This is a genomic window from Deltaproteobacteria bacterium, from assembly GCA_019308995.1.
GTDB lineage: Bacteria > Desulfobacterota > Desulfarculia > Adiutricales > JAFDHD01 > JAFDHD01.
In genome coordinates, this window is the sequence record JAFDHD010000062.1 from 1 (window position 1) to 18476 (window position 18476).

At 52.3% G+C, this 18476-nt stretch carries 16 protein-coding genes; 9 read left to right on the forward strand and 7 right to left on the reverse strand.

The window, feature by feature from the left end:
• The first annotated feature begins 120 nt into the window (after positions 1–120).
• From JRI95_10930 to JRI95_10945, 4 genes are read left to right on the forward strand one after another with little or no spacing between them, the layout of a single operon-like run.
• Positions 121–1203, forward strand: coding sequence for a 4Fe-4S binding protein (locus tag JRI95_10930; protein ID MBW2062060.1), 1083 nt, complete (start codon positions 121–123; stop codon positions 1201–1203).
• 35 nt (positions 1204–1238) lie between these two features.
• A complete protein-coding gene (locus JRI95_10935) occupies positions 1239–2198 on the forward strand; it encodes an alpha/beta hydrolase (GenBank protein MBW2062061.1) in 960 nt (319 codons plus the stop codon).
• 26 nt (positions 2199–2224) lie between these two features.
• Positions 2225–3337 (forward strand): NADH:flavin oxidoreductase, encoded by a 1113-nt coding sequence (locus JRI95_10940; GenBank protein ID MBW2062062.1) that lies wholly within the window; start codon positions 2225–2227, stop codon positions 3335–3337.
• 12 nt (positions 3338–3349) lie between these two features.
• A complete protein-coding gene (locus tag JRI95_10945; protein ID MBW2062063.1) occupies positions 3350–4189 on the forward strand; it encodes a hypothetical protein in 840 nt (279 codons plus the stop codon).
• On the opposite strand, the gene JRI95_10950 is transcribed toward JRI95_10945, so the two are convergent.
• Together JRI95_10950 and JRI95_10955 are read right to left on the reverse strand one after the other, a co-directional pair.
• Positions 4173–5726, reverse strand: coding sequence for a hypothetical protein (locus JRI95_10950; protein MBW2062064.1), 1554 nt, complete (start codon positions 5724–5726; stop codon positions 4173–4175). The genes JRI95_10945 and JRI95_10950 overlap by 17 nt on opposite strands.
• Before the next feature lie 397 nt (positions 5727–6123).
• Positions 6124–7362 carry a thiolase family protein gene (locus JRI95_10955; GenBank protein ID MBW2062065.1) on the reverse strand — a complete coding sequence of 413 codons (1239 nt, stop codon included), beginning with the start codon at positions 7360–7362 and terminating at the stop codon, positions 6124–6126.
• Positions 7363–7752: 390 nt separating this feature from the next.
• Here JRI95_10955 and JRI95_10960 point away from each other — a divergent pair, with 390 nt between their 5' ends.
• On the forward strand, positions 7753–8289 hold the full coding sequence (locus JRI95_10960; protein ID MBW2062066.1) for a hypothetical protein: 537 nt from the start codon (positions 7753–7755) through the stop codon (positions 8287–8289).
• 178 nt (positions 8290–8467) lie between these two features.
• On the opposite strand, the gene JRI95_10965 is transcribed toward JRI95_10960, so the two are convergent.
• From JRI95_10965 to JRI95_10975, 3 genes are all read right to left on the reverse strand, one after another.
• Positions 8468–8713 (reverse strand): hypothetical protein, encoded by a 246-nt coding sequence (locus tag JRI95_10965; protein MBW2062067.1) that lies wholly within the window; start codon positions 8711–8713, stop codon positions 8468–8470.
• Between the two features lie 110 nt (positions 8714–8823).
• The gene (locus JRI95_10970; protein MBW2062068.1) at positions 8824–9699 is read right to left on the reverse strand and encodes a HEAT repeat domain-containing protein; all 876 of its coding nucleotides are present in this window, start codon (positions 9697–9699) and stop codon (positions 8824–8826) included.
• 175 nt (positions 9700–9874) lie between these two features.
• Complete coding sequence (locus tag JRI95_10975) at positions 9875–11371, reverse strand: DUF4070 domain-containing protein (protein MBW2062069.1); 1497 nt, start codon at positions 11369–11371, stop codon at positions 9875–9877.
• A gap of 149 nt (positions 11372–11520) precedes the next feature.
• Between JRI95_10975 and JRI95_10980 the strand changes: the two genes are divergently transcribed.
• Positions 11521–12477 carry a HAMP domain-containing histidine kinase gene (locus tag JRI95_10980; GenBank protein ID MBW2062070.1) on the forward strand — a complete coding sequence of 319 codons (957 nt, stop codon included), beginning with the start codon at positions 11521–11523 and terminating at the stop codon, positions 12475–12477.
• Positions 12470–13177 carry a response regulator transcription factor gene (locus JRI95_10985; protein MBW2062071.1) on the forward strand — a complete coding sequence of 236 codons (708 nt, stop codon included), beginning with the start codon at positions 12470–12472 and terminating at the stop codon, positions 13175–13177. The genes JRI95_10980 and JRI95_10985 overlap by 8 nt, the downstream gene beginning before the upstream one ends.
• Positions 13178–13230: 53 nt before the next feature.
• Here JRI95_10985 and JRI95_10990 read toward each other — a convergent pair whose 3' ends face one another.
• Positions 13231–15039 carry an acetyl-CoA carboxylase carboxyl transferase subunit alpha/beta gene (locus JRI95_10990; protein MBW2062072.1) on the reverse strand — a complete coding sequence of 603 codons (1809 nt, stop codon included), beginning with the start codon at positions 15037–15039 and terminating at the stop codon, positions 13231–13233.
• A gap of 158 nt (positions 15040–15197) precedes the next feature.
• On the reverse strand, positions 15198–16322 hold the full coding sequence (locus tag JRI95_10995; GenBank protein MBW2062073.1) for a response regulator: 1125 nt from the start codon (positions 16320–16322) through the stop codon (positions 15198–15200).
• A 378-nt stretch (positions 16323–16700) separates the two neighbouring features.
• On the opposite strand from JRI95_10995, the gene JRI95_11000 reads away from it, so the two are divergent.
• Together JRI95_11000 and JRI95_11005 are read left to right on the forward strand one after the other, a co-directional pair.
• Positions 16701–17348 (forward strand): DUF2284 domain-containing protein, encoded by a 648-nt coding sequence (locus JRI95_11000; GenBank protein MBW2062074.1) that lies wholly within the window; start codon positions 16701–16703, stop codon positions 17346–17348.
• Positions 17349–17844: 496 nt separating this feature from the next.
• Positions 17845–18393 carry a GntR family transcriptional regulator gene (locus JRI95_11005; protein ID MBW2062075.1) on the forward strand — a complete coding sequence of 183 codons (549 nt, stop codon included), beginning with the start codon at positions 17845–17847 and terminating at the stop codon, positions 18391–18393.
• Positions 18394–18476 lie beyond the last annotated feature (83 nt).

Sequence of the window (18476 nt, forward strand, 5' to 3'; positions counted from 1 at the left end):
GGTGAGCGACGGGTGGCTCCGACGGAAAGGGATACTTGAACACGATTCCTTTAAAAACAGATACTTACTAAATTACACAAAAAGTTTGGAGTAGACAAACCATCATAGGAGGAGTGAATCATGGAGAACCTGTATGAAAACCTGGCTGAACTGTTTAACCGCATCGGGTTTGGCAGCAGGCACTGTCCCGAACTGGACGCGCTCCTCAGGTCCCTTTTTACTGAGGAGGAAGCCAGAGCGGCCTTGAATTTATCCCCTCTGGCCCCCGAGCCTCCGGCCAGGGTGGCCGAGCGTTTAGGGGAGGATTCTGGTAAAATGGCGGCCCTCCTCGATGACATGGCTGACAAGGGCCTGATTTACTGCAGCCAGCGGCAGGGGGAGAAGTGGTACAAGACCATCCAGTTGGTCCCGGGAATTTTTGAACTCCAGTTCATGAAAGGGGAGGTCACACCGCGGGCCAAGGAGCTGGCCCGGCTCTTTGACGATTATTTTCATGCGCCCCGTGAGGAGAGTCAGAGGCAGGGACCGGGAATTTCTTTCGCCCGCGTCATTCCCATTGAAAAAACAATTACCCTTGAAATAGATGTCTTTTCCTATGAGGAAGCCAGGAAATATATTGACATGGCGGAGACAATTACCCTGTCCACCTGTTACTGCCGCCACGAGCAAAGGCTTCTGGATCACGGGTGCGATTATCCTGTTGACGTTTGCCTGCAGTTTGGCTCCTTTGCCCGCTTTGTCAGAGACCGCGGCTTCGGGCGGGAGATCGCGCACCAAGAGGCTCATGATGTTATGAAGCGGAGCGCGGAGGCGGGCCTGATAGCCACCTCCAGCAACACCCGGGACCGTATTGATTTCATCTGTAACTGCTGCACCTGCTGCTGCGCCATACTGAGGAGTGTGAAGAATTCATCCATGCCTGTCAGGGCCGTGGCGAGCAATTATCTGGCTCAGGTTGACGAAGAAGAATGCACGGGCTGCGGCGACTGCGTCGAGCGCTGCCAGATGGAGGCCGTTTCCCTGGAGGATGAGGTGGCCCGGGTTGATACCGACCGGTGCGTTGGCTGCGGGGTTTGCGTCGTGACCTGCCCGAGCGAGGCTCTTTCCCTGACGCCGCGGTCAGATTTACAGGAGCCGCCGCGAAGTTTCAGGGAGCTTATTGAACGTCAGGCAGCGGAAAAGACGCGCGCCGGGGAGTTTTAATTTAATCCACTTGATCAGGAGGAACGATATCTAAAATGACCACCAATAACTCAAGCCCGTTCGATCCTGAGGCCGTGGCGCCCGAAACAGCTAAGTTCAATGAAAGGCTCGAAAAGATTCTGGCCGCCGCACCGCCTACCTATACCATGGCTCCGCAAGAGATTCGCGACCTGCGGGAGGCCGGAAAAAGTGTCTGGGGGCCGATCAAGCGTCTGGATGAGGCTGAGGACCGGGTCGTGCCCGGTCCGGCCGGTGAAGTCCCCATCCGGGTTTTTACGCCTGAGACTGTGAACGGGGTTTATCTCCACATCCATGGAGGCGGATTTATGCTCGGCCGGGCATATCATAATGATGAGGCCCACGCCGAGATAGCCAAGAGATGCTGTGTGGCTGTGATCAGCGTGGACTACCGGCTCGCTCCGGAAAACCCATATCCGGCCGGTGCGGACGACTGCGAAGCCGCGGCCGTCTGGCTCGCGGAAAGGGCGAAATCAGAGTTTGGCTCGGACAGGCTCCTTATCGGCGGCGAGTCTGCCGGGGCCAACCTTTCGGCAATCACCCTTGTCCGGATGCGGGATCGGCATGGATTTACCGGCTTTTGCGGGGCCAACCTCGTTTACGGGGCCTACGACCTTTCCTCGACCCCAAGCGCGCTTAACTGGGGTGAAAGAAACCTGATTCTAACCAGTAAATTGATGGAATGGTTTCACGATAATTACGTTCCAGCCGCAAAACGGCGCGACCCTAACGTCTCGCCGCTTTACGCCGATCTTGCCGGAATGCCGCCTGCGTTATTTACGGTCGGAACCCTGGACCCGCTTCTGGACGACTCTCTTTTCATGCATGCGCGCTGGCTGGCCGCAGGCAGCCGGTCCGAGCTAATTGTTTATCCTGGCGGGGTCCACGCCTTTAACGCCTTTCCGCTTGAAATCGCCCGCCAGGCCAACCGTCGTATCCGTGATTTTATCAACCAAGCCATTAAAAAGAAAAACTGAGGAATCCACCAGACAAGGAGGCAACCATGTCCGTTCTTTTTGAACCAGTTAAGATTGGCACCCTCGAAATAAAGAACCGCTTCGTTCGTTCGGCGACCTACTACGCCTTAAGCGACGCGGACGGCTTTATCGGCCAGGCCAGCATTGACCTGCTGAAAACACTGGCGGCCAATGAGGTCGGCCTCATCATGACCGGCTACGCCTACGTCCTGAAGAGCGGGCAGTCCTTTCCCGACATGAACGGCATCCAGGACGACGATCACATCCCCGGATTTCAAAAGATGACCGGAGCGATCCATGAGGCCGGCGGCCGGGTGGCCATGCAGATTGCGCACTGCGGGGCCGCGTCAGAGACGACGGCTCGCACCGGCGGTGATTACCTGGCCGTCTCCCTGGTGGACAGGATGCCTGATTATGGCAAGAAAGCCCGGGAGATGAATGAGGAGGATATTGAGAACATCATCGAGGCCTTCGGACAGGCGGCCCGCCGGGTCCAGGAGGCCGGTTTCGACGGGGTGCAGATCCACGGGGCGCACGGCTATCTTGTCTCCCAGTTTCTATCTCCTGTCAGCAACCGGCGCAATGACAAATGGGGCGGCAGCCTTGAAAATCGTATGAGATTCGTCATTGAAGTCACCCGGGCCATAAAAAAAGAGGTGGGCCAGGACTTCCCGGTTATGATTAAACTCGGGGTGCGCGACTACCTTGAAGAAGGCCCTGGCCTGACCGTCGAGGAAGGGGCTGAGGTGGCCAAGGCTCTCGAAAAAGAGGGGGTCTGTTTCATCGAGATAAGCAATGGAATTCAGGATGCCGCGTTTCGGAATAAATTTGCCGGAATTACCTCACCGGAAAAGGAGGCCTACTACCTTCCTAGCGCCCGTGTTATTCGGGCCGCAGCCACGGTTCCTCTCAGCCTGGTCGGAGGCATGAGAAGCCTGCCGGTCATGGAGGAGATCATCCGGTCAGGCGTGGTTGATTGTATCTCCATGTGCCGGCCGCTGATCCGGGAGCCGGGGCTGATCAAGAGGTGGAAGGAAGGCGACACCCGGGCTGCGGATTGTATCTCCTGCTGGGGATGCTTTAATCTTGATGAACAAGGCAAGAGACACATTTACTGCCGCCAGTTGAAGAAAGATTAAAACACAAAGATTATGGATGATGCGCAGTTTCGCCAGCTGTTAGATCAACTCGGTCTATCCTGGGAAGGCTTTCGCAAGGTCAGAAAGGGGGTCAAGAAGCGCCTGCGCCGTCATATCCAGGAGCGGGGTTATCAAAGCAGTGAGGCCTACTTTGAGGCCCTTGGTTCAAATCATCATTTAAGGGAAGAGTGCGAGCGCCTGATGACCGTTTCCATCAGCCGCTTTTTTCGCGACCGATATTTATGGCGCATCCTTGAAAATGAAATCTTACCGGCGGTCATTGAAAGGAAAGGTACGGTGAAAATCTGGTCAGCCGGCTGCGCCTGTGGAGAAGAGGTTTACAGCTTCAAGATTTTATTAAATCTCTTAAAAGATCGGTACGGTCATATACCTGACCATGAAATTCTGGCAACCGATCTAAACCCGGCTTACCTGGACAGGGCCCGTACCGGGATTTATCCGAAAAGCAGCCTGAAAGAGGCGCCGGAAGAATGGCTGGCCTTGTATTTTGAACATCAGGCTCGAGGAAATCTTTACAGGGTGGCTTCGTTTCTAAAGAATAACGTGACGTGGAAGGCGCACAATCTCCTGTCCGACCCTCCTCAGACCATTTTTGATGTCATCTTCCTGAGAAACAACCTGCTGACCTACTATCAGGATACCCTGAAAATCCCGGCCTTACAGGCTGTGATTGGCAGACTGGCTCCGGGCGGCTTTCTGATTATCGGGTCTCACGAGATAATACCGCTTACAGTTTCAAGCCTCTTACCTTTTCGTGGTCAGCGCTATATTTTTGAAAGGCTTGATGATGACCTGGATGAGTCACCTCAGGCGGCTAAGGCCGGTATTTGATGCCAATGCTGGGACCGAGCTGCGTCTTTAAAACTTCCTGGGCCGCTTCGATGAAACGGCAGAGCAGCGGCCGCGTCTCTCGCGGATCAATGATGTCCTCGATCCCGAAAGTCTGAGCAGTCCTGAAGGGTGAGGCCAGGGCGTTAAGGCGGGCTTCAATCTCCTTGCGCTTGGCTTCTGGATCGGGTGCGGCTTCAATCTCCCGCCGGTAAGCGGCCATGGCGCCGCCCTGGATGTGCATCGAACCCCAGTTGCCAGAAGGCCAGGAATATCGTTTGTACATGCCATCGGTTCGCTGATGGAGGCCGCCGGCCACACCATAGAGCTGGCGGATGATAAATGTGATATAAGGAACCCTGCTGCTGCATAAGGTGGACACAATTCTGGCTCCGGCCCGCACAATCCCCTGCTTCTCGGACTTGAGGCCGACCATGAACCCCGGCTCGTCCGCGAAATAGACGAGAGGCAGGTGAAACAGATCGCACATATCAATGAAGCGAGCCGTCTTTTCTCCGGCCGCCACGTCCATTGATCCTCCCAGGAAGTTGGGATTATTTATCATTGCCCCGACCGGGTAGCCATTAACGCGTGCCAGGGTCGTGATGCGCGACCGGCCATAGAAGGGTGCGATTTCAAAGATGGAATCATGATCAAGAACCCGGTTCAGGATTTCATAGGGATCGTAAGTCTTTCTGCTCTCCCGAGGTATCACGGAAAGTAACTCCTCGTCACGGCGATTGGGGTCATCCGCGGGTTCGACATAGGGCGGCATTTCCCAGATATTGGCCGGCATGTAGCTTAAAAACCGTTTGATGATCTGAAATGCTTCCTCTTCGTTTTCAGCGACATTATTGATAACGCCGCTCTCATAAGCCTGGATTTTTTCATTGCCCAGTTTCTCCTTGGTGATCTCCTCACCCAGGCCCGCCTTGACCACGGGCGGACCGGCCACAAAGACCTGGCTGGTGCCTTTGATCATGAGATTAAAATGAGCCATGCAGGCATGCACTGCAGGAAGCCCGGCCACGGAACCCATGACAGCGGAGACCACAGGCGCGATCTGCAGGAGTTGGGTTGAGAGAGCTCCGCCCGGGTTGTCCGGGATATACGTATGCCCGATCTGTTCAAAGGTGCGTACGCTGCCTCCGGTGGCGTCGAGGAGGCGTATGTAAGGCACGCGCCATTCCAGGGCCAGCTTTTCGGAAAAAAGCCCTTTATGGGCCACGGCCGCATCAGCCGCCCCGCCGCGCACGGTGAAATCTCCGCCATTCACGAGCACACGGCGTCCGTTGACGCTGCAAAAACCGATCACAGTGTTGGCCGGGGTGAAAGACGTCAACTTATTCCCTTCATAGGTCGCGCTGCCTGTGAGCGCGCCGATCTCTTCAAACGATCCAGGATCAGCCAACAAGGCGATTCGTTCACGCACGGTCAGTTTCCCCCGCGCATGATGGCGCGCTATATTTTCAGGTCCGCCCATCTGATGTGCCAGACGCCGGCGTTGCTCAAGTTCTTCAATTTCGGGTTCCCAGACCATGAAACACCTCCATCCTTTTATTGGCGGAAAGCAAAATCCGTGTTCAACCAATTTATATTACTAATAATATGATTTCTCTCCGTTATCAGGATAAAGAGCTTAAGAAAATTTCTATTTGACCTTATGGTCACCGTACTTCAGGGGGACTAGGGTGTCAAGACGGAAGGCGTCACCACTATAGGTTCTGAAACCAGGAAGCCAAACGGAACATAACTTTGACAACCGCTCTAGAAGTATCAGACTGACGAACGCGATAAAAATTACTGCCCATAGAAAAGTCTTTTTTGGCATACCCATGCTTATCCTCCTCAGGCGCATAAAACCTTCAATCGTGGTTCGAGGAGACAAAAAAGGCGTGGTTCTTGGCCACGCCTTTATTTTAAAAATTATGTGAGACTTACACGGCCTCGATAACGGTGGCGATACCGATGCCGCCCCCGCCGCACATGAGCTGCACACCAGCCCTGCCATTTATTCTGTTGAGGTGATGAACCATTTCGGTAAAGTAAACAGCACCGGTGGCGCCAATGGGATGGCCGAGGGCGATGGCTCCTCCGGTGGGATTGACGCGGGGATCGTGAACGTCGTATCCAAGGTCTTTGGCAAAGACCAGTAAGGGGCTGGCAAAGGCCTCATTGGGTTCAATGATATCCATGTCATCTATAGTCTTGCCCGCGCGTTTCAGGGCCTTCTGCGTGGCCGGGATCGGGGCCAGAAGCATGGGCACCGGTTCTCCTCCGGCCGAAGCCATACCTGTGACCTTGCACAAGGGCTCGATTTCCAATTCTTCAGCCTTGTCCGCACTCATCAAGAGGACCGCCCCGGCTCCGTCCACAATCTGGGAGGAATTACCAGCGGTTACCATGCCGCCCTCCGGTTTAAAAGGAGGTTTCAGCTTTCCTAAATCTTCATAGAAGCCTTCAGGGTCATCTAGGACCTTAGGCCGCAGTACCTCATCTTTTTCCACCCGGTAATTCTGGTCCTCATAGGTGAATTCAAAAGGAATGATATGATCGGTAAACCAGTCCTTCCTTTGGGCCTCGACCGCCTTTTTCATGCTCCACATGCCGAACCGATCCAGGTCCTCACGCGTATGGCCGTATTTGTCAGAGATTATCTCGGCACACAAACCTTGAGGCACGGTCATGCCGGTTTCCTGCATACGGCTGCTCAACCGCACCGGTAAGCCCGCCGTCAGGCCCACCTGTATGTCTGAGCCCATGCCATAATGGGACATAATCTCCACGCCAGCGCAAAGAAAGACATCGCCGTCACCGCACTTGATGGCCCGGGAAGCAAAGTTGATGGTCTTCAGTCCGGCGTTACAATACTGATTTACGGTACAGGCTGAGGCTTCATAAGGAATCCCGGCCAGCAGAGAGGCTATTCGGGCTACATTCCCCCCCTGGTCACCGACCTGGCTCAGGCAGCCCACGATGACATCCTCGATATCCCGCTCATCGAATTTGGGATATTTTGCCTTGACTCGATCCAAAAGGCCGCGCATTACCGCTGCTAAAAGGTCCTGCGATGAAGCCTGGATAAGCTGACCACCCTTTTCCATGCCCTTCCGCCCAGACTTTCCAATGGCGCTCCGAACGGCGTCAACGACCACAACTTCTTTCATTTCGGCCATGTTTCTGTCTCCTTTAAATTAAAATATTGAGGGGTTTTTAGCTTTTTAAGGGTAAAGAAGGGGTTTGGGCTTGTCAAGTATTTTCAGTGCCTCCAGTGACGCCGCAGTTTGATCCCAAGGTCTAGAAGAGCGGTGCAAACTGAGTTTTCAGCAGTCCGTCATTATTTTTTCTTTTGCCTGTTCTTGCTTCGTAACACACAACTTATTTAATAAGTTGACAAATTCTATTTTTGAGATATATAAAAGAATGTTTTTGGGCGAGACTAGAACTGCCTCACTCAGATATTTGCGAAGCAATGAGTTTTAATTGGTAAAGTATTCGGCGCTGCTCCTTCCAATCTTTTACTCTGGGCCGTCCAGGATGACTTAATAAACTTGGCGAAGGGTGCCATGATGATTAAGAAAAAAGGAAACAACGCCCGCAAGGGGTCTCTGAATCCAACATCAAAACTGACTGAAAACCAGGTCCTTGCTATTCGAAAAAAATATCGTGAAGGCGAATCCTCACACCGCGCCTTGGCCAGTGAATTTGGGGTCGGAAAGGCGACGATCACTCGAATCTTGAGTGGTAAGAACTGGGGCTGGCTGCTGTCGCCTAAAGATAACGACGGCGGAAACGGGACCGCCGGCCAAATTCAAACCTTAGACCCTGAAGAATGGCTGGCAAACAACGAGACTTTTTACTGTGAATCTCTGAAGGCCAGGATTACAAGTAAAACCTGCCGCCGCAATCGTGAAATGGCCAGGGCGGCTAATCATACGCCTCGCAGGGCCGGTATTCTCGGACATCCAGTATATGAAAGTGCGGCTAAAGATCGGCTTCATCACTGTGGGAATTGTGCGCACGCTGTTGGTCCCGTGAATGAAACCCCTCGAAAAAGGAAGAAAAACGCTGTTCAGGATGGGCTGGCATTAGATAGCGGCTAGTTTAAACCGGGCAATGCGGTCTCCACCTCTCCACCATTCCGTCGGCGATGTCTGCCGGTTCAGCCAGAGCCAAATGGTTTGAGAAATTTTTACTTGGAGACAGGGCGCCTGTATTCATCTCATGGCTTACTGCCTCATCATGCTTAAACTTTTTTGACCCGAGGCAGACTGACTTCAATTAAACTCCATTATCTTCAGCTTCAGACACCACAGGATAGAGGCAGGGGGCCTTATTTCTTTCTTTTTCCAGTAAACACCAGAGGACATCTTCGCTCTTATGGGCTTTTTCATTGTGATTAAAACTCAGGGCCAAAGTCCGGTCTTTACCCATGCATTTATGTCCCACAATCTTGGCCCCGACCAGTGCAATGTATCCCCTCAGAACCGTATCAGGGTCGCTTAACAGCTCGACCAGTTCTTCCATGCGTATCCTCCATCCGATTTAAGAAGTAAAAAATCCTTGTCAGCAGCCGGACCGCCGCCATTTGCCATCAAGCACTCGAAACAGTCATGGCAAAGACTTGTTTAGGCCGGTCAGGGGTTGTGCGGCTTATGGCGCAGGCGCCGTATGGCATGGCGTGCCGCCCGACAGACATATGGGTTGGTATCATTGAGGGCTTCCCGCAGATAAACGATGGATTCCATCTGTCCGAGACGTCCGAGGGCCGTGGCGGCCGTCTTTCTGATTCGGGCTTCGCTGTCGCGTAATCCTGAAGTAACGGCCTCAGCCGCAAGCGAGCCGCCCAATCCTTCGAGGGCCTCGATCACAGCCAGACGTACGCTCATGACCTCGTCTGACAGAACCTCCTTTAGATGAGGGACGGCTCCCTGGGCCTTTGAAGCGGCCAAGGCATGTATGACCTCAATACGAATCCTGGCCGAGGGGTCCTGAAGCAGGGTGATGAGCCGGTGCCTGGGCGGCCGGTAACCTATTTCATTTATGGCCAGCAGGACAAAATACCTGACCCGCTCATGGGAATGGGTCAAGTAAGCCTGGAGGTGAACCGCGGCCTCATGGCCGTAGCAGACCAGGAGATCCTTGATGGCAAAACATAACTCAGGATCGTTGTGCCGGGCAATGGTCTCCATTAAGAAAGGCACCTGCCGAAGTCCAGCCCTGCGATTGAGGAGCATGGCCTTCAAGTGGCTCCGCCGGCCGGGATTGAACCAGGGGCTGAGGCACGAATCCAGCTCCAAAGACCTGGCAACTCCCAGGGTCTCCCGGTCGTAAGTCAATCGGCGGGCCGGATCGGACAGGATGGCGTAAGCCTCATTAATCTCACGCATCCTTTCCCCGTTCCCGGTGCTTACGTCCGGATGATGGCGCAGGGCCAGGTTGCGGTAGGCCCTGGAAATATCATTTGCCTTGGCGTTGTAACTAATGCCCAGAAGCTGGTAGTAATCCTTCATCTTTTACCACCCTGGCTCAGCAGCGGCTGGTTATTTTTAATGCTCCTATTATAACCTGATTTCGTTCACAAGGCCAGAATGAGAAAATTGATGAAGGGCCGGCCGTCTTGGCTTGCAGAAAATGCCTGAACTCCCTCAAGCAAGGATCAAGGCTCCGGCCTCCTCACCTGCGCTCTTAGCGTTCAAGAAGAACCCGGTCAAGAAGAACCCGGCGGAAGTGGAGGCCGTAAACAGCGTGGGTGATGGCTTCCCCAATAAGGCTCGGCTTACGCGTTAAGGTGTTAAAAAGCAGGCGCCAGAAGTAGCGTTTGGTGTAGCGGCGATCTCTAATTCCCAGATGCCACAGGGCCATGAACAAGCCGTAAACCATCCTGATATCCAGCCGATGCCTCTTTCTGGGGTTATAACTTTCAAGAAAAATCCTGATTCTTTCATAGTAGACGCGCGGCTCATAGAGGGTCTCCAGCACCCGGCGGTATCCGTTCAGCAGTTTTTCTCTATCCATGGTCGGGATGAAATTGAGGGCGCCGCTCTCACAGTTATTGCCTGACGACTGGCTGATAATCCGGCCCTCTTTCATGAGGCGCTTGTAAAGCCTCGTCCCGGGAATAGCGGAGAGCAGCCCGACCATGGCCGTGACCACTCCGCTTTCCTGAATGAAACGAATTTGTCGCTCGAAAATATCCGGCGGATCACTGTCAAAGCCGATAATAAACCCGCCTTGCACCTGCAGCCCGTTGCCTTGGATGCACCTGACTGCCGCGATCAGGTCCCGGTGCTGATTCTGCTTCTTGCCGCATTCGGCCAGGGATTCCTCTTCCGGCGTTTCCAGACCGAGGAAGACGTTTACAAAGCCTGCTTCAGTCATCAGATGCATGAGCTCCTCGTCATCGGCCAGATTGACCGAGGCCTCGGTGGTATAGGAAAAGGGGTCGCCGCGTTTTTGAGACCAGCGGGATAGTTCAGCCAGGAAATCCTTGGCCTTTTTCATGGACCCGATGAAATTGTCGTCAACCATAAAGACGGACCCTCGCCATCCCGCCTGATAGAGGCCCTCAAGTTCACCTATCATCTGGGCCGTTCCCTTGGTTCTGGGTTTACGGCCAAAGAGAAGCGTGATGTCGCAGAACTCGCAGTCAAAGGGACAGCCCCGTGAAAACTGAACCGGCATCATCTGATAGTCTTGTTTCCGTTCAATCAGGTCCCAGCGGGGCGGTGGAGTCTCCTTCAAGTCCGGTTTCCCCTCTGCATAATAAATATGCGCTGGCTGACCTTTTTCCAGGTCCGCTAAAAAGCGAGGCAGGGTTTCCTCAGCCTCACCGAGCACCAGGTGATCCACGTGATCGAACTCTTCGGTCAGGCTGGCAAACATGGGCCCGCCGGCTACTAGAGGGCGCCCGATGGCCTTCACCCGGCGGATGACCTCCTCAGTTCCCTCCTGCTGGATGATCATGGCGCTGATAAAGACCATATCAGCCCACTCGATATCGCTGTCTTGAAGCCTGGTCACATTTAAATCCTTGAGACGAAACTCCCAGTCCTCGGGGCATAAGGCCGCGACGGTCATGAGCCCAAGGGGAGGCATGGTTGCTTTACGGCGCACAAAACTGAGGACATGGGAAAAGCTCCAGAAGGTGTCTGGGATGCGCGGATAAACTAAAAGAACTTTCATCGTTTTTCTCCTGATTTTATGTTAGACTCAATTTGCAAATAATACAGGCGTTCATAGAGATTCCTTTAATTTAATATCATAACCAGGCGAGATTGAATGTTAAAGTAATGTAAAACCCAGCCTCTCCTGGAGCGATTCCTATTAGAAAGATGTTCAGGAAGCTTTTTCATCCAGTTTTGATTTTTGTCAGTCTGCAGGTGGTCTGGTTTTTATTTCTCTCCCTCTGGATTGTCTGGTATATTCAGAACAAGCTCCGGATTGAAGCCTTAGCCCGGCAATTAGCGCTCAGAGATGTCAGCGGGGGCTGGCTGATCCTGGTAGGCGGTTCACTGCTCATGCTCTTGATCCTGCTCGGGATCAACTTTCTCTTCGTGTCTCAGGTCCGCGAAGCCAGGTTCAACCGGCTCCAGGCGGATTTTATCTCCTCCATCACCCACGAACTCAAGAGTCCTCTGGCCTCTATTCAGCTCTACCTTGAAACCATAAACCTGCGTGATCCGCCGCCAGAGGTTGCCCGGGAATTCATCGGCCACATGTTGATGGAAACGGAACGACTCTCACACCTGATTGACAACATACTGGTGGCCTCCCGGATCAGACGCGGCAGGCTGAGCCTCGATCCAACGCCGGTGGACATTTATCAGTTTATTCAGGACTTCTTCAATCAGGTGATGCTAAGATACGGCTGGGACAGGGACGCGATCACCTTAAGCGGAAAAACCGGCCTGATAGTCATGGTTGATAAGCAGTACATGGAGATGGTCTTGATCAATATCGTTACCAATGCCATCAAGTATTCGAACCGGAACTTCAGGCTCTTCATTAAGATCGAAGCGGATCAGGATCATGTCAACCTGAATTTTATTGACCAGGGCATGGGAGTCGAACCCAAGGAACTCAAGAAAGTTTTCAAGGTTTTTTATCGTTCGCCCACGATTCGTGAGATCGGCGTTCAGGGGACAGGGTTGGGTCTGTTCATTGTTCGTGATGTAATCCGTGCTCTGGGCGGCCGGGTCACGGCGAGCAGCGAGGGTTTTGGCCAGGGCTTAACCATTACACTCTCCCTGCCTCAGGTGACCAAATCAGGAAAGAAGAAAGATGAGTGACCAATTTCAAATCCTGCTTGTTGAGGATGAACTCAACCTGGCCCGCGGATTGATCTTCAATCTGGAGGCGGAAGGATATCAGGTTATTCTGGCCTCTGACGGTCTGGAGGCCATGGCGCAGGTTGAACAAGGCGGGTTCGACCTGGTCGTCCTGGACCTTATCCTGCCCCATCTTAATGGGTATGAAGTTCTGCAAAAGATCCGCCAACTGTATCCTCGCCTGCCTGTGATCATACTCACCGCCAAACTGGAAGAAAGCGACCGTGTCCTGGGCCTGGAACTGGGGGCGGATGACTACCTGACCAAGCCTTTTCACCTCAAAGAGCTTCTTCTGAGAATCAAGGGGATGCTGCGGCGGTTGACGTGGTACGCTGAGCCAAGACCCGAGGAGCCATACTGCTTCGGACAAAACCGCGTTGACTTCAACACGTTCAAGGCTTACGGGGCAGGGGGGCAGGAGCGAACCTTGACCGTCAAGGAAGCCTATCTGCTCAAGGTCCTGATTGACCATGAAGGCAAGGCCGTGAGCCGCAAGCAGCTCCTCGAGGAGGTCTGGGGATATCACCCGGATATGGTGACCCGGACCGTGGACACCTTTATGGTCAGGCTGCGGTCATACTTTGAACCCAACCCCAAAAAACCGGTCCACTTCCTCAGCCTGAGAGGATTGGGCTACCAGTTTGTTAAGGAGCCGGAGTAATTTTAAAAGCTTGTCATCAAGAATGGGCCATTCTGAGGCATTGTCGGCCCAGGCTAGTGTCTCCAGGACTTCTTATAGAATTCCAAGTACTTGCAAATGACACGCTTCATCTCACCCCTGGGAACCACTTCGTGGATACCGCGAATATCGTGAAAGTAGTCCAGACTCTCGAAAACCGAGCTGGAAATCTTTTGAAGCGATTCGGCCCGAAGGGCCTGCTCGTCAACAGGAAACCCCCTGGACTCCAAGATGCGCGGTCCTGAAAAGCTGATCAAGGCCCCGGGTTCGGCGATAATAACGTCACCCAAGGCGGCAAAGCTGGCAATCGCCCCGCCGGTGGCGGGATCGCCCAGGAGGGAGAGGTAAGGCAGTCCGCTTTCCTTCAGCAGATTGACGGCATTGACGGTTTTGACCATCTGCATCAGGGCCAGGATGCCTTCAGTAAGGCGGGCGCCACCGGAACAGCACAGGCTCACCAGCGGATATCGTTTCTCAATGGCATAATCAACAGCACGCGTGAACTTCTCGCCAAAGACCACTCCCATGGACCCGGCTGAGAACCTGAACTCACAGATAGTCAGCACGACTTCATTGCCAAAAACAGTGGCCTCGCCGGTCACCAGGGCCTCCTTAAAATGAGTCCGCTTGACCTGCCGGTCAACGAACTTTTTATAGTCCGGGGTCAGGAGGCTGTCCTCAAGGAGTTCATCCGCAGTCAGATCCCGGTAGAGTTCATGGAAGCTGCCTTCATCAGTCAGACAATTGATCCAGCCCAAGGCCCCCATGACCGTGCTTCGCCCGCAATGGGGGCAGACGTTGAAGTTGTCTTGATATTCCTTAAAAGGGATGACACTGCCACAGCCTTCTGTCTGGGCGGACTTTGTACTGGTTTCACCACACTTGATATATTCCTGATTCGGTTCCAGGTGCAGGCCGTTGCCATAGTCGGGCTTAACCTGGATGAAGACATCCTCATAAGTGAAGATTTTCAAGTCCGGGGTGGGTTCTTCCCTCCTTTTCTTGAGCGGGGTGGGCAACAGGAACTTCATGAGGTTGAAGGTCTTACCGCTGGGAAGCCCGTAGGATCGGGCTCGAGTCCGACGTTCCCTAACGAGGCGTTCTATCTTGACCTTTGAGAGTTCCTTTATCGTTCGTTCGAGATAAGTGGAGATATTGCGAGAAAAGCCGGCTACATCTGACACGTCTTTGGGTGAAGCGATAATATGGTCTATAACACCTAGTTTCCGGAGCTCCGGAGCTGAAGGTTTAAGGATTTCCAAAGCCTCCTTGATCTTGGTCGCATCGCGGAAGATAATGGCCGCCATGCTCTCCGGCGGGGCCGTGGCGTAAAGGGCGTCATCGAGCTGAGCCCGACGATCGGTAACCTGGATGGCCAAAGCCCCTCCGCTGCCGCCTTCTCCCAGGATGATCGAGATGCTGGGCATGGTGAGTCTGAGAAAAGCCCTGATGAGATGGGAAATAAAAAAGGCCTGAAAATCTCGGGCCGACTCCATGGAGATGTCCGCTCCATAGGTATCTATAAAGGTAACCAGGATGGCGTTGTTCAGCTTTTGAGCCTGAGCCTCCTTAATAAAATGGAGAGTGTGAGAATGCTCCGTCGCGGTCAACATCCCATAATTTAACTTTTCCAGGTCCTTGGTCGTGCGGAAGTCTTCGGGTTTGGGCTTTTGTTGACCGATGATATAGATGTGCTTGTCCCACTGATCAACTTCACCCAGAACAAGTGAACCCCGATGCGGGGGGTGCCGCCTGAAGTTGGAGAAAATATGCTGAATTATGTCCCCGGAGCGGGGCCGAAGCGGTGAACGCGTACGGCGTTTAAAGATATCATTGAGATCCATGCTTTATTAAAAAGCTCCTCTTGGCCTGTAATAATCAAGAAATATATCAGGCAGCAGACGGCTGCCTATTTTAAGTGGTAATTATATGCGGGCTGTTTGTTCGGTGTCAAGAAGGGCTTTGTATTAATGGGAGCGGAGGCCCTTTCTTTTTCCAGCCTTCAACCCCCGGGCCGGTCTTTGGCCGGTGTTTGATTCGGCTGGACTGCCTTCTTGAGCTTTAGGGTGAATTTTGTTCCCCGGCCAAACTCACTTTCAACCTCAATCTCTCCCCCCATCAATTCCACCAGCATTCGATTGATACAAAGGCCAGGCCCGCCGATACCCCCGGACCGGAGCCCGTCAAAAAGAGTTGGCAGGTGCCTCTCCTCAATGCCAATCCCTGTATCAATGACGGAAAGAATGATCTTTTCGTCTTCTTCTTCGGCTTGAAAGGTTATACCGCCCTTTCCGGTAAACTTGACGGCGTTTTCCAGGAGATGCCTCAAGATGCGCTTCAATTCATCTCGATTTGCCTGAAAAGCTGGCAGTCCCGCCTGAATCTCGCGCCTCATCCTTAAGCCCTTCGCACCGGCCTTTCGTTCGACCTCTGGAAGGATAAGGGGTGTGATTTCCTCAAGCGATACGTTTTCAACCCTTATTTTCATTGCCCCGCTTCCCAGTAACGCCGCCTCGATAACAGCATCCACCGCCTTTTTCAACTGAGCCGCGGATTCAAGGATCTTTCCAGTCAGCGCATCCCGGTCCGCCCTTTCGGATGTCTGCAAAAGGATGTCGGCATACCCCTGGATGGAAGTGAGGGGTTCATCAAAGCCGCGGCTAGCGGAAGCCACGAGCACCTCGGCCTCCTGCGCGACGCGCTTGGCGGTCAAGGCCTCGTCTCGCTGCTGCTTAAGCTTTATCTTTTCCAAAGCCCGCTTCAACTCCAGGTCCAACACGTCAAAATCAACCGGCTTTTGAACAAAACCAGACCCGCCGATCTTCATAAACTCCACCGCCAGATGGATACTCCCGTGGGCCGTGAACATAATAACCGGCGGCGGTTTTTCAAACAGCTTTCCCATCAGCTCGAAGGTGGCCATGCCATCTAGGCCGGGCATGAGCTGGTCAAGCAGGATCAGGTCAAAAGGCTCCCCGGTTTCTGGTTGGAGCATTTCCAGGGCCTCTTGTCCGCCTTCAACCGCCCTGACTTCATAACCCAGCTCTTCAAGACGCTGCGTCATCAGATACCGGATTGTGGGGGCGTCATCTACGACTAGAATCCGCTTTTTTTTCTCCTGAACCATCTTTGGTTCCCGTTGCACATTCACTCAATAATCGGGGCTGCCTCGGTCTTGAGGCAAGTTCTCGCCCCTTTTGTTAAAACATAACTCCAATGGCGGCGGCTCATCAGACTGTTTACCCTGCCTAAGGATATAACTCTTTAATATTTAAGAAAAATAAAAATTTTTCACAGAAATTAACCGAAAGAAATTTGAGGCATGATTTTTCCGGAGGCGAGGCCGGTCAGCATTACCGGAAAGGGCTTGAAGAAAAAATAATGATGATTTTTTTAAGGATGCAATGCAAAGAACCTGTTTTATGAACAAAAGGAATTGATTCCACGCCCTGTTTTATATATCTTTTTTAATACAGGTCTTGCATTAAAGTTTTAAGGAGAATTCATGGAGAAAAAGATACAGAAAATCAGGCTGGATCAGGGTGAGGCCGAGCTTTACCAGAACCTTGAAAAATATCGAAAAAAGGCCCTTGAATTAGGAGCGAGCCAGGCGGTTATCGTGAGCCGGGAGGAGATACCGGTGGACGAGCGCGTTACCCTGAAATGTCAGGTACCCAGATGTTTCGGATACGGCACGAGCGTTCACTGCCCTCCCCATACCCTGAAACCGGCCCAGCTCAGAGAATACCTGAAAAAATACAAGTGGGCCGTATTCTTTATTAAAGAGATTCCTCCCCGCGTCATTGTCAGAGACAAAAGCACTATCAAGGAGCGGGTAAAGGCCTTCCAGGAAGTTTTCAAGATCGTCACCGAGATCGAATCCATGGCCTTTTATGATGGTAATTATCTGGCCTTCGGCTTTGCGGCCGGATCATGCCGGCACACCTTTTGCGCCTTGGAAAAAAGCTGCCAGGCCCTGGAAGGACGGAGATGCAAGTTTTCTTTAAGAGCCAGGCCCTCCATGGAAGCGGTTGGTATTGACGTTTACAAAATGGTCGCGTCCCAGGGATGGGACATCTATCCCATTGGAAGCAATGCCAGACCGGAAGACATTCCAAAAGGGAACCTGGCCGGGATCGTTATCGTGTATTGAAAAAAGATTCTCGACGGAGAAAAACAAGCAGGTCAAAGATTATAGTGGTTGTCAAAAATATGTTTGAATGAATACTAGAGTATCAAAATCGAGATTCGCTGCACTTCTAAGAAACTATTTCTCCTGTTTCAGGATTTAATAGCATGAAACCCATTGAATTTGCACGTTTTTTTAAATTATATCTGACCCGTTGTTTATAAGCGCGTTCATAGTAGCCCTGGCCTTTATTGACATATGAAAGACCGGTTATAAATTTCAGGGCCTGTCTTCATGAAAAAATAACCCTGGATATCCCGTGCGGGAGCACGGGGTTCTTTACTAACGATGGCGCCAACACTCATCATTGAACCCTCGAACCACATCACTTCACTTACCCTGAAAGAAAATGATATAATCCTTAAACAAGTTCATAAATAAATCTGGCAAGGATTGGCAGGGGCGGTGTTTCCTCTGTCTGACAGGACAATTAGCGAGATATATGCCGTAAAGGAAATTAATGATGATGGTGGTCAAAGATATCCCCATAGCCGTTTATTTTCAAATTGCAAATATTATAAAAAATCAAATTCTTACGCATGAGTTGACTCCCGGCGCCAAGCTCCCGACTGAGAATCAGATGGCCGAAAAGTATGATGTCTCTCGGCTGACCGTACGCAAGGCGCTGGGGATGCTGATTGAAGAGAATTTGGTTTACAGTATCCGGGGTTCAGGAACCTATGTTACTGACGCCGATAAATGGAAGCCTCGGCCCATTGCCGAGGAAAATTTCGAAAAATGGCTCCAGGAGCGTGTGGAACTGCCTCTCAGGATTCATGAATACGCCATGGTTTCAAATACAGAGACCATATCGAAAAACCTTCAAAACCCGGATGATAAGTTTATTTTCCGGATTAGCGGTGTCAGTTTTTATAATGAGCAACCCCTGATGTATCCCAAATGGCACATTCCGTATGACCTGGGCCGAAAAATTCCCATGGGCGGGCTTGACGAAGGTCCATTCATTCCCCAGTTTGAAACGGAAGTTCACCCCGATCAAATTGAATAAAGCTAATAATAACGGGTAATTAGTGCCGAAATGGCCTGATAATTGTAGGCATGTAATAAATGATTACATCACACAATAAGCTT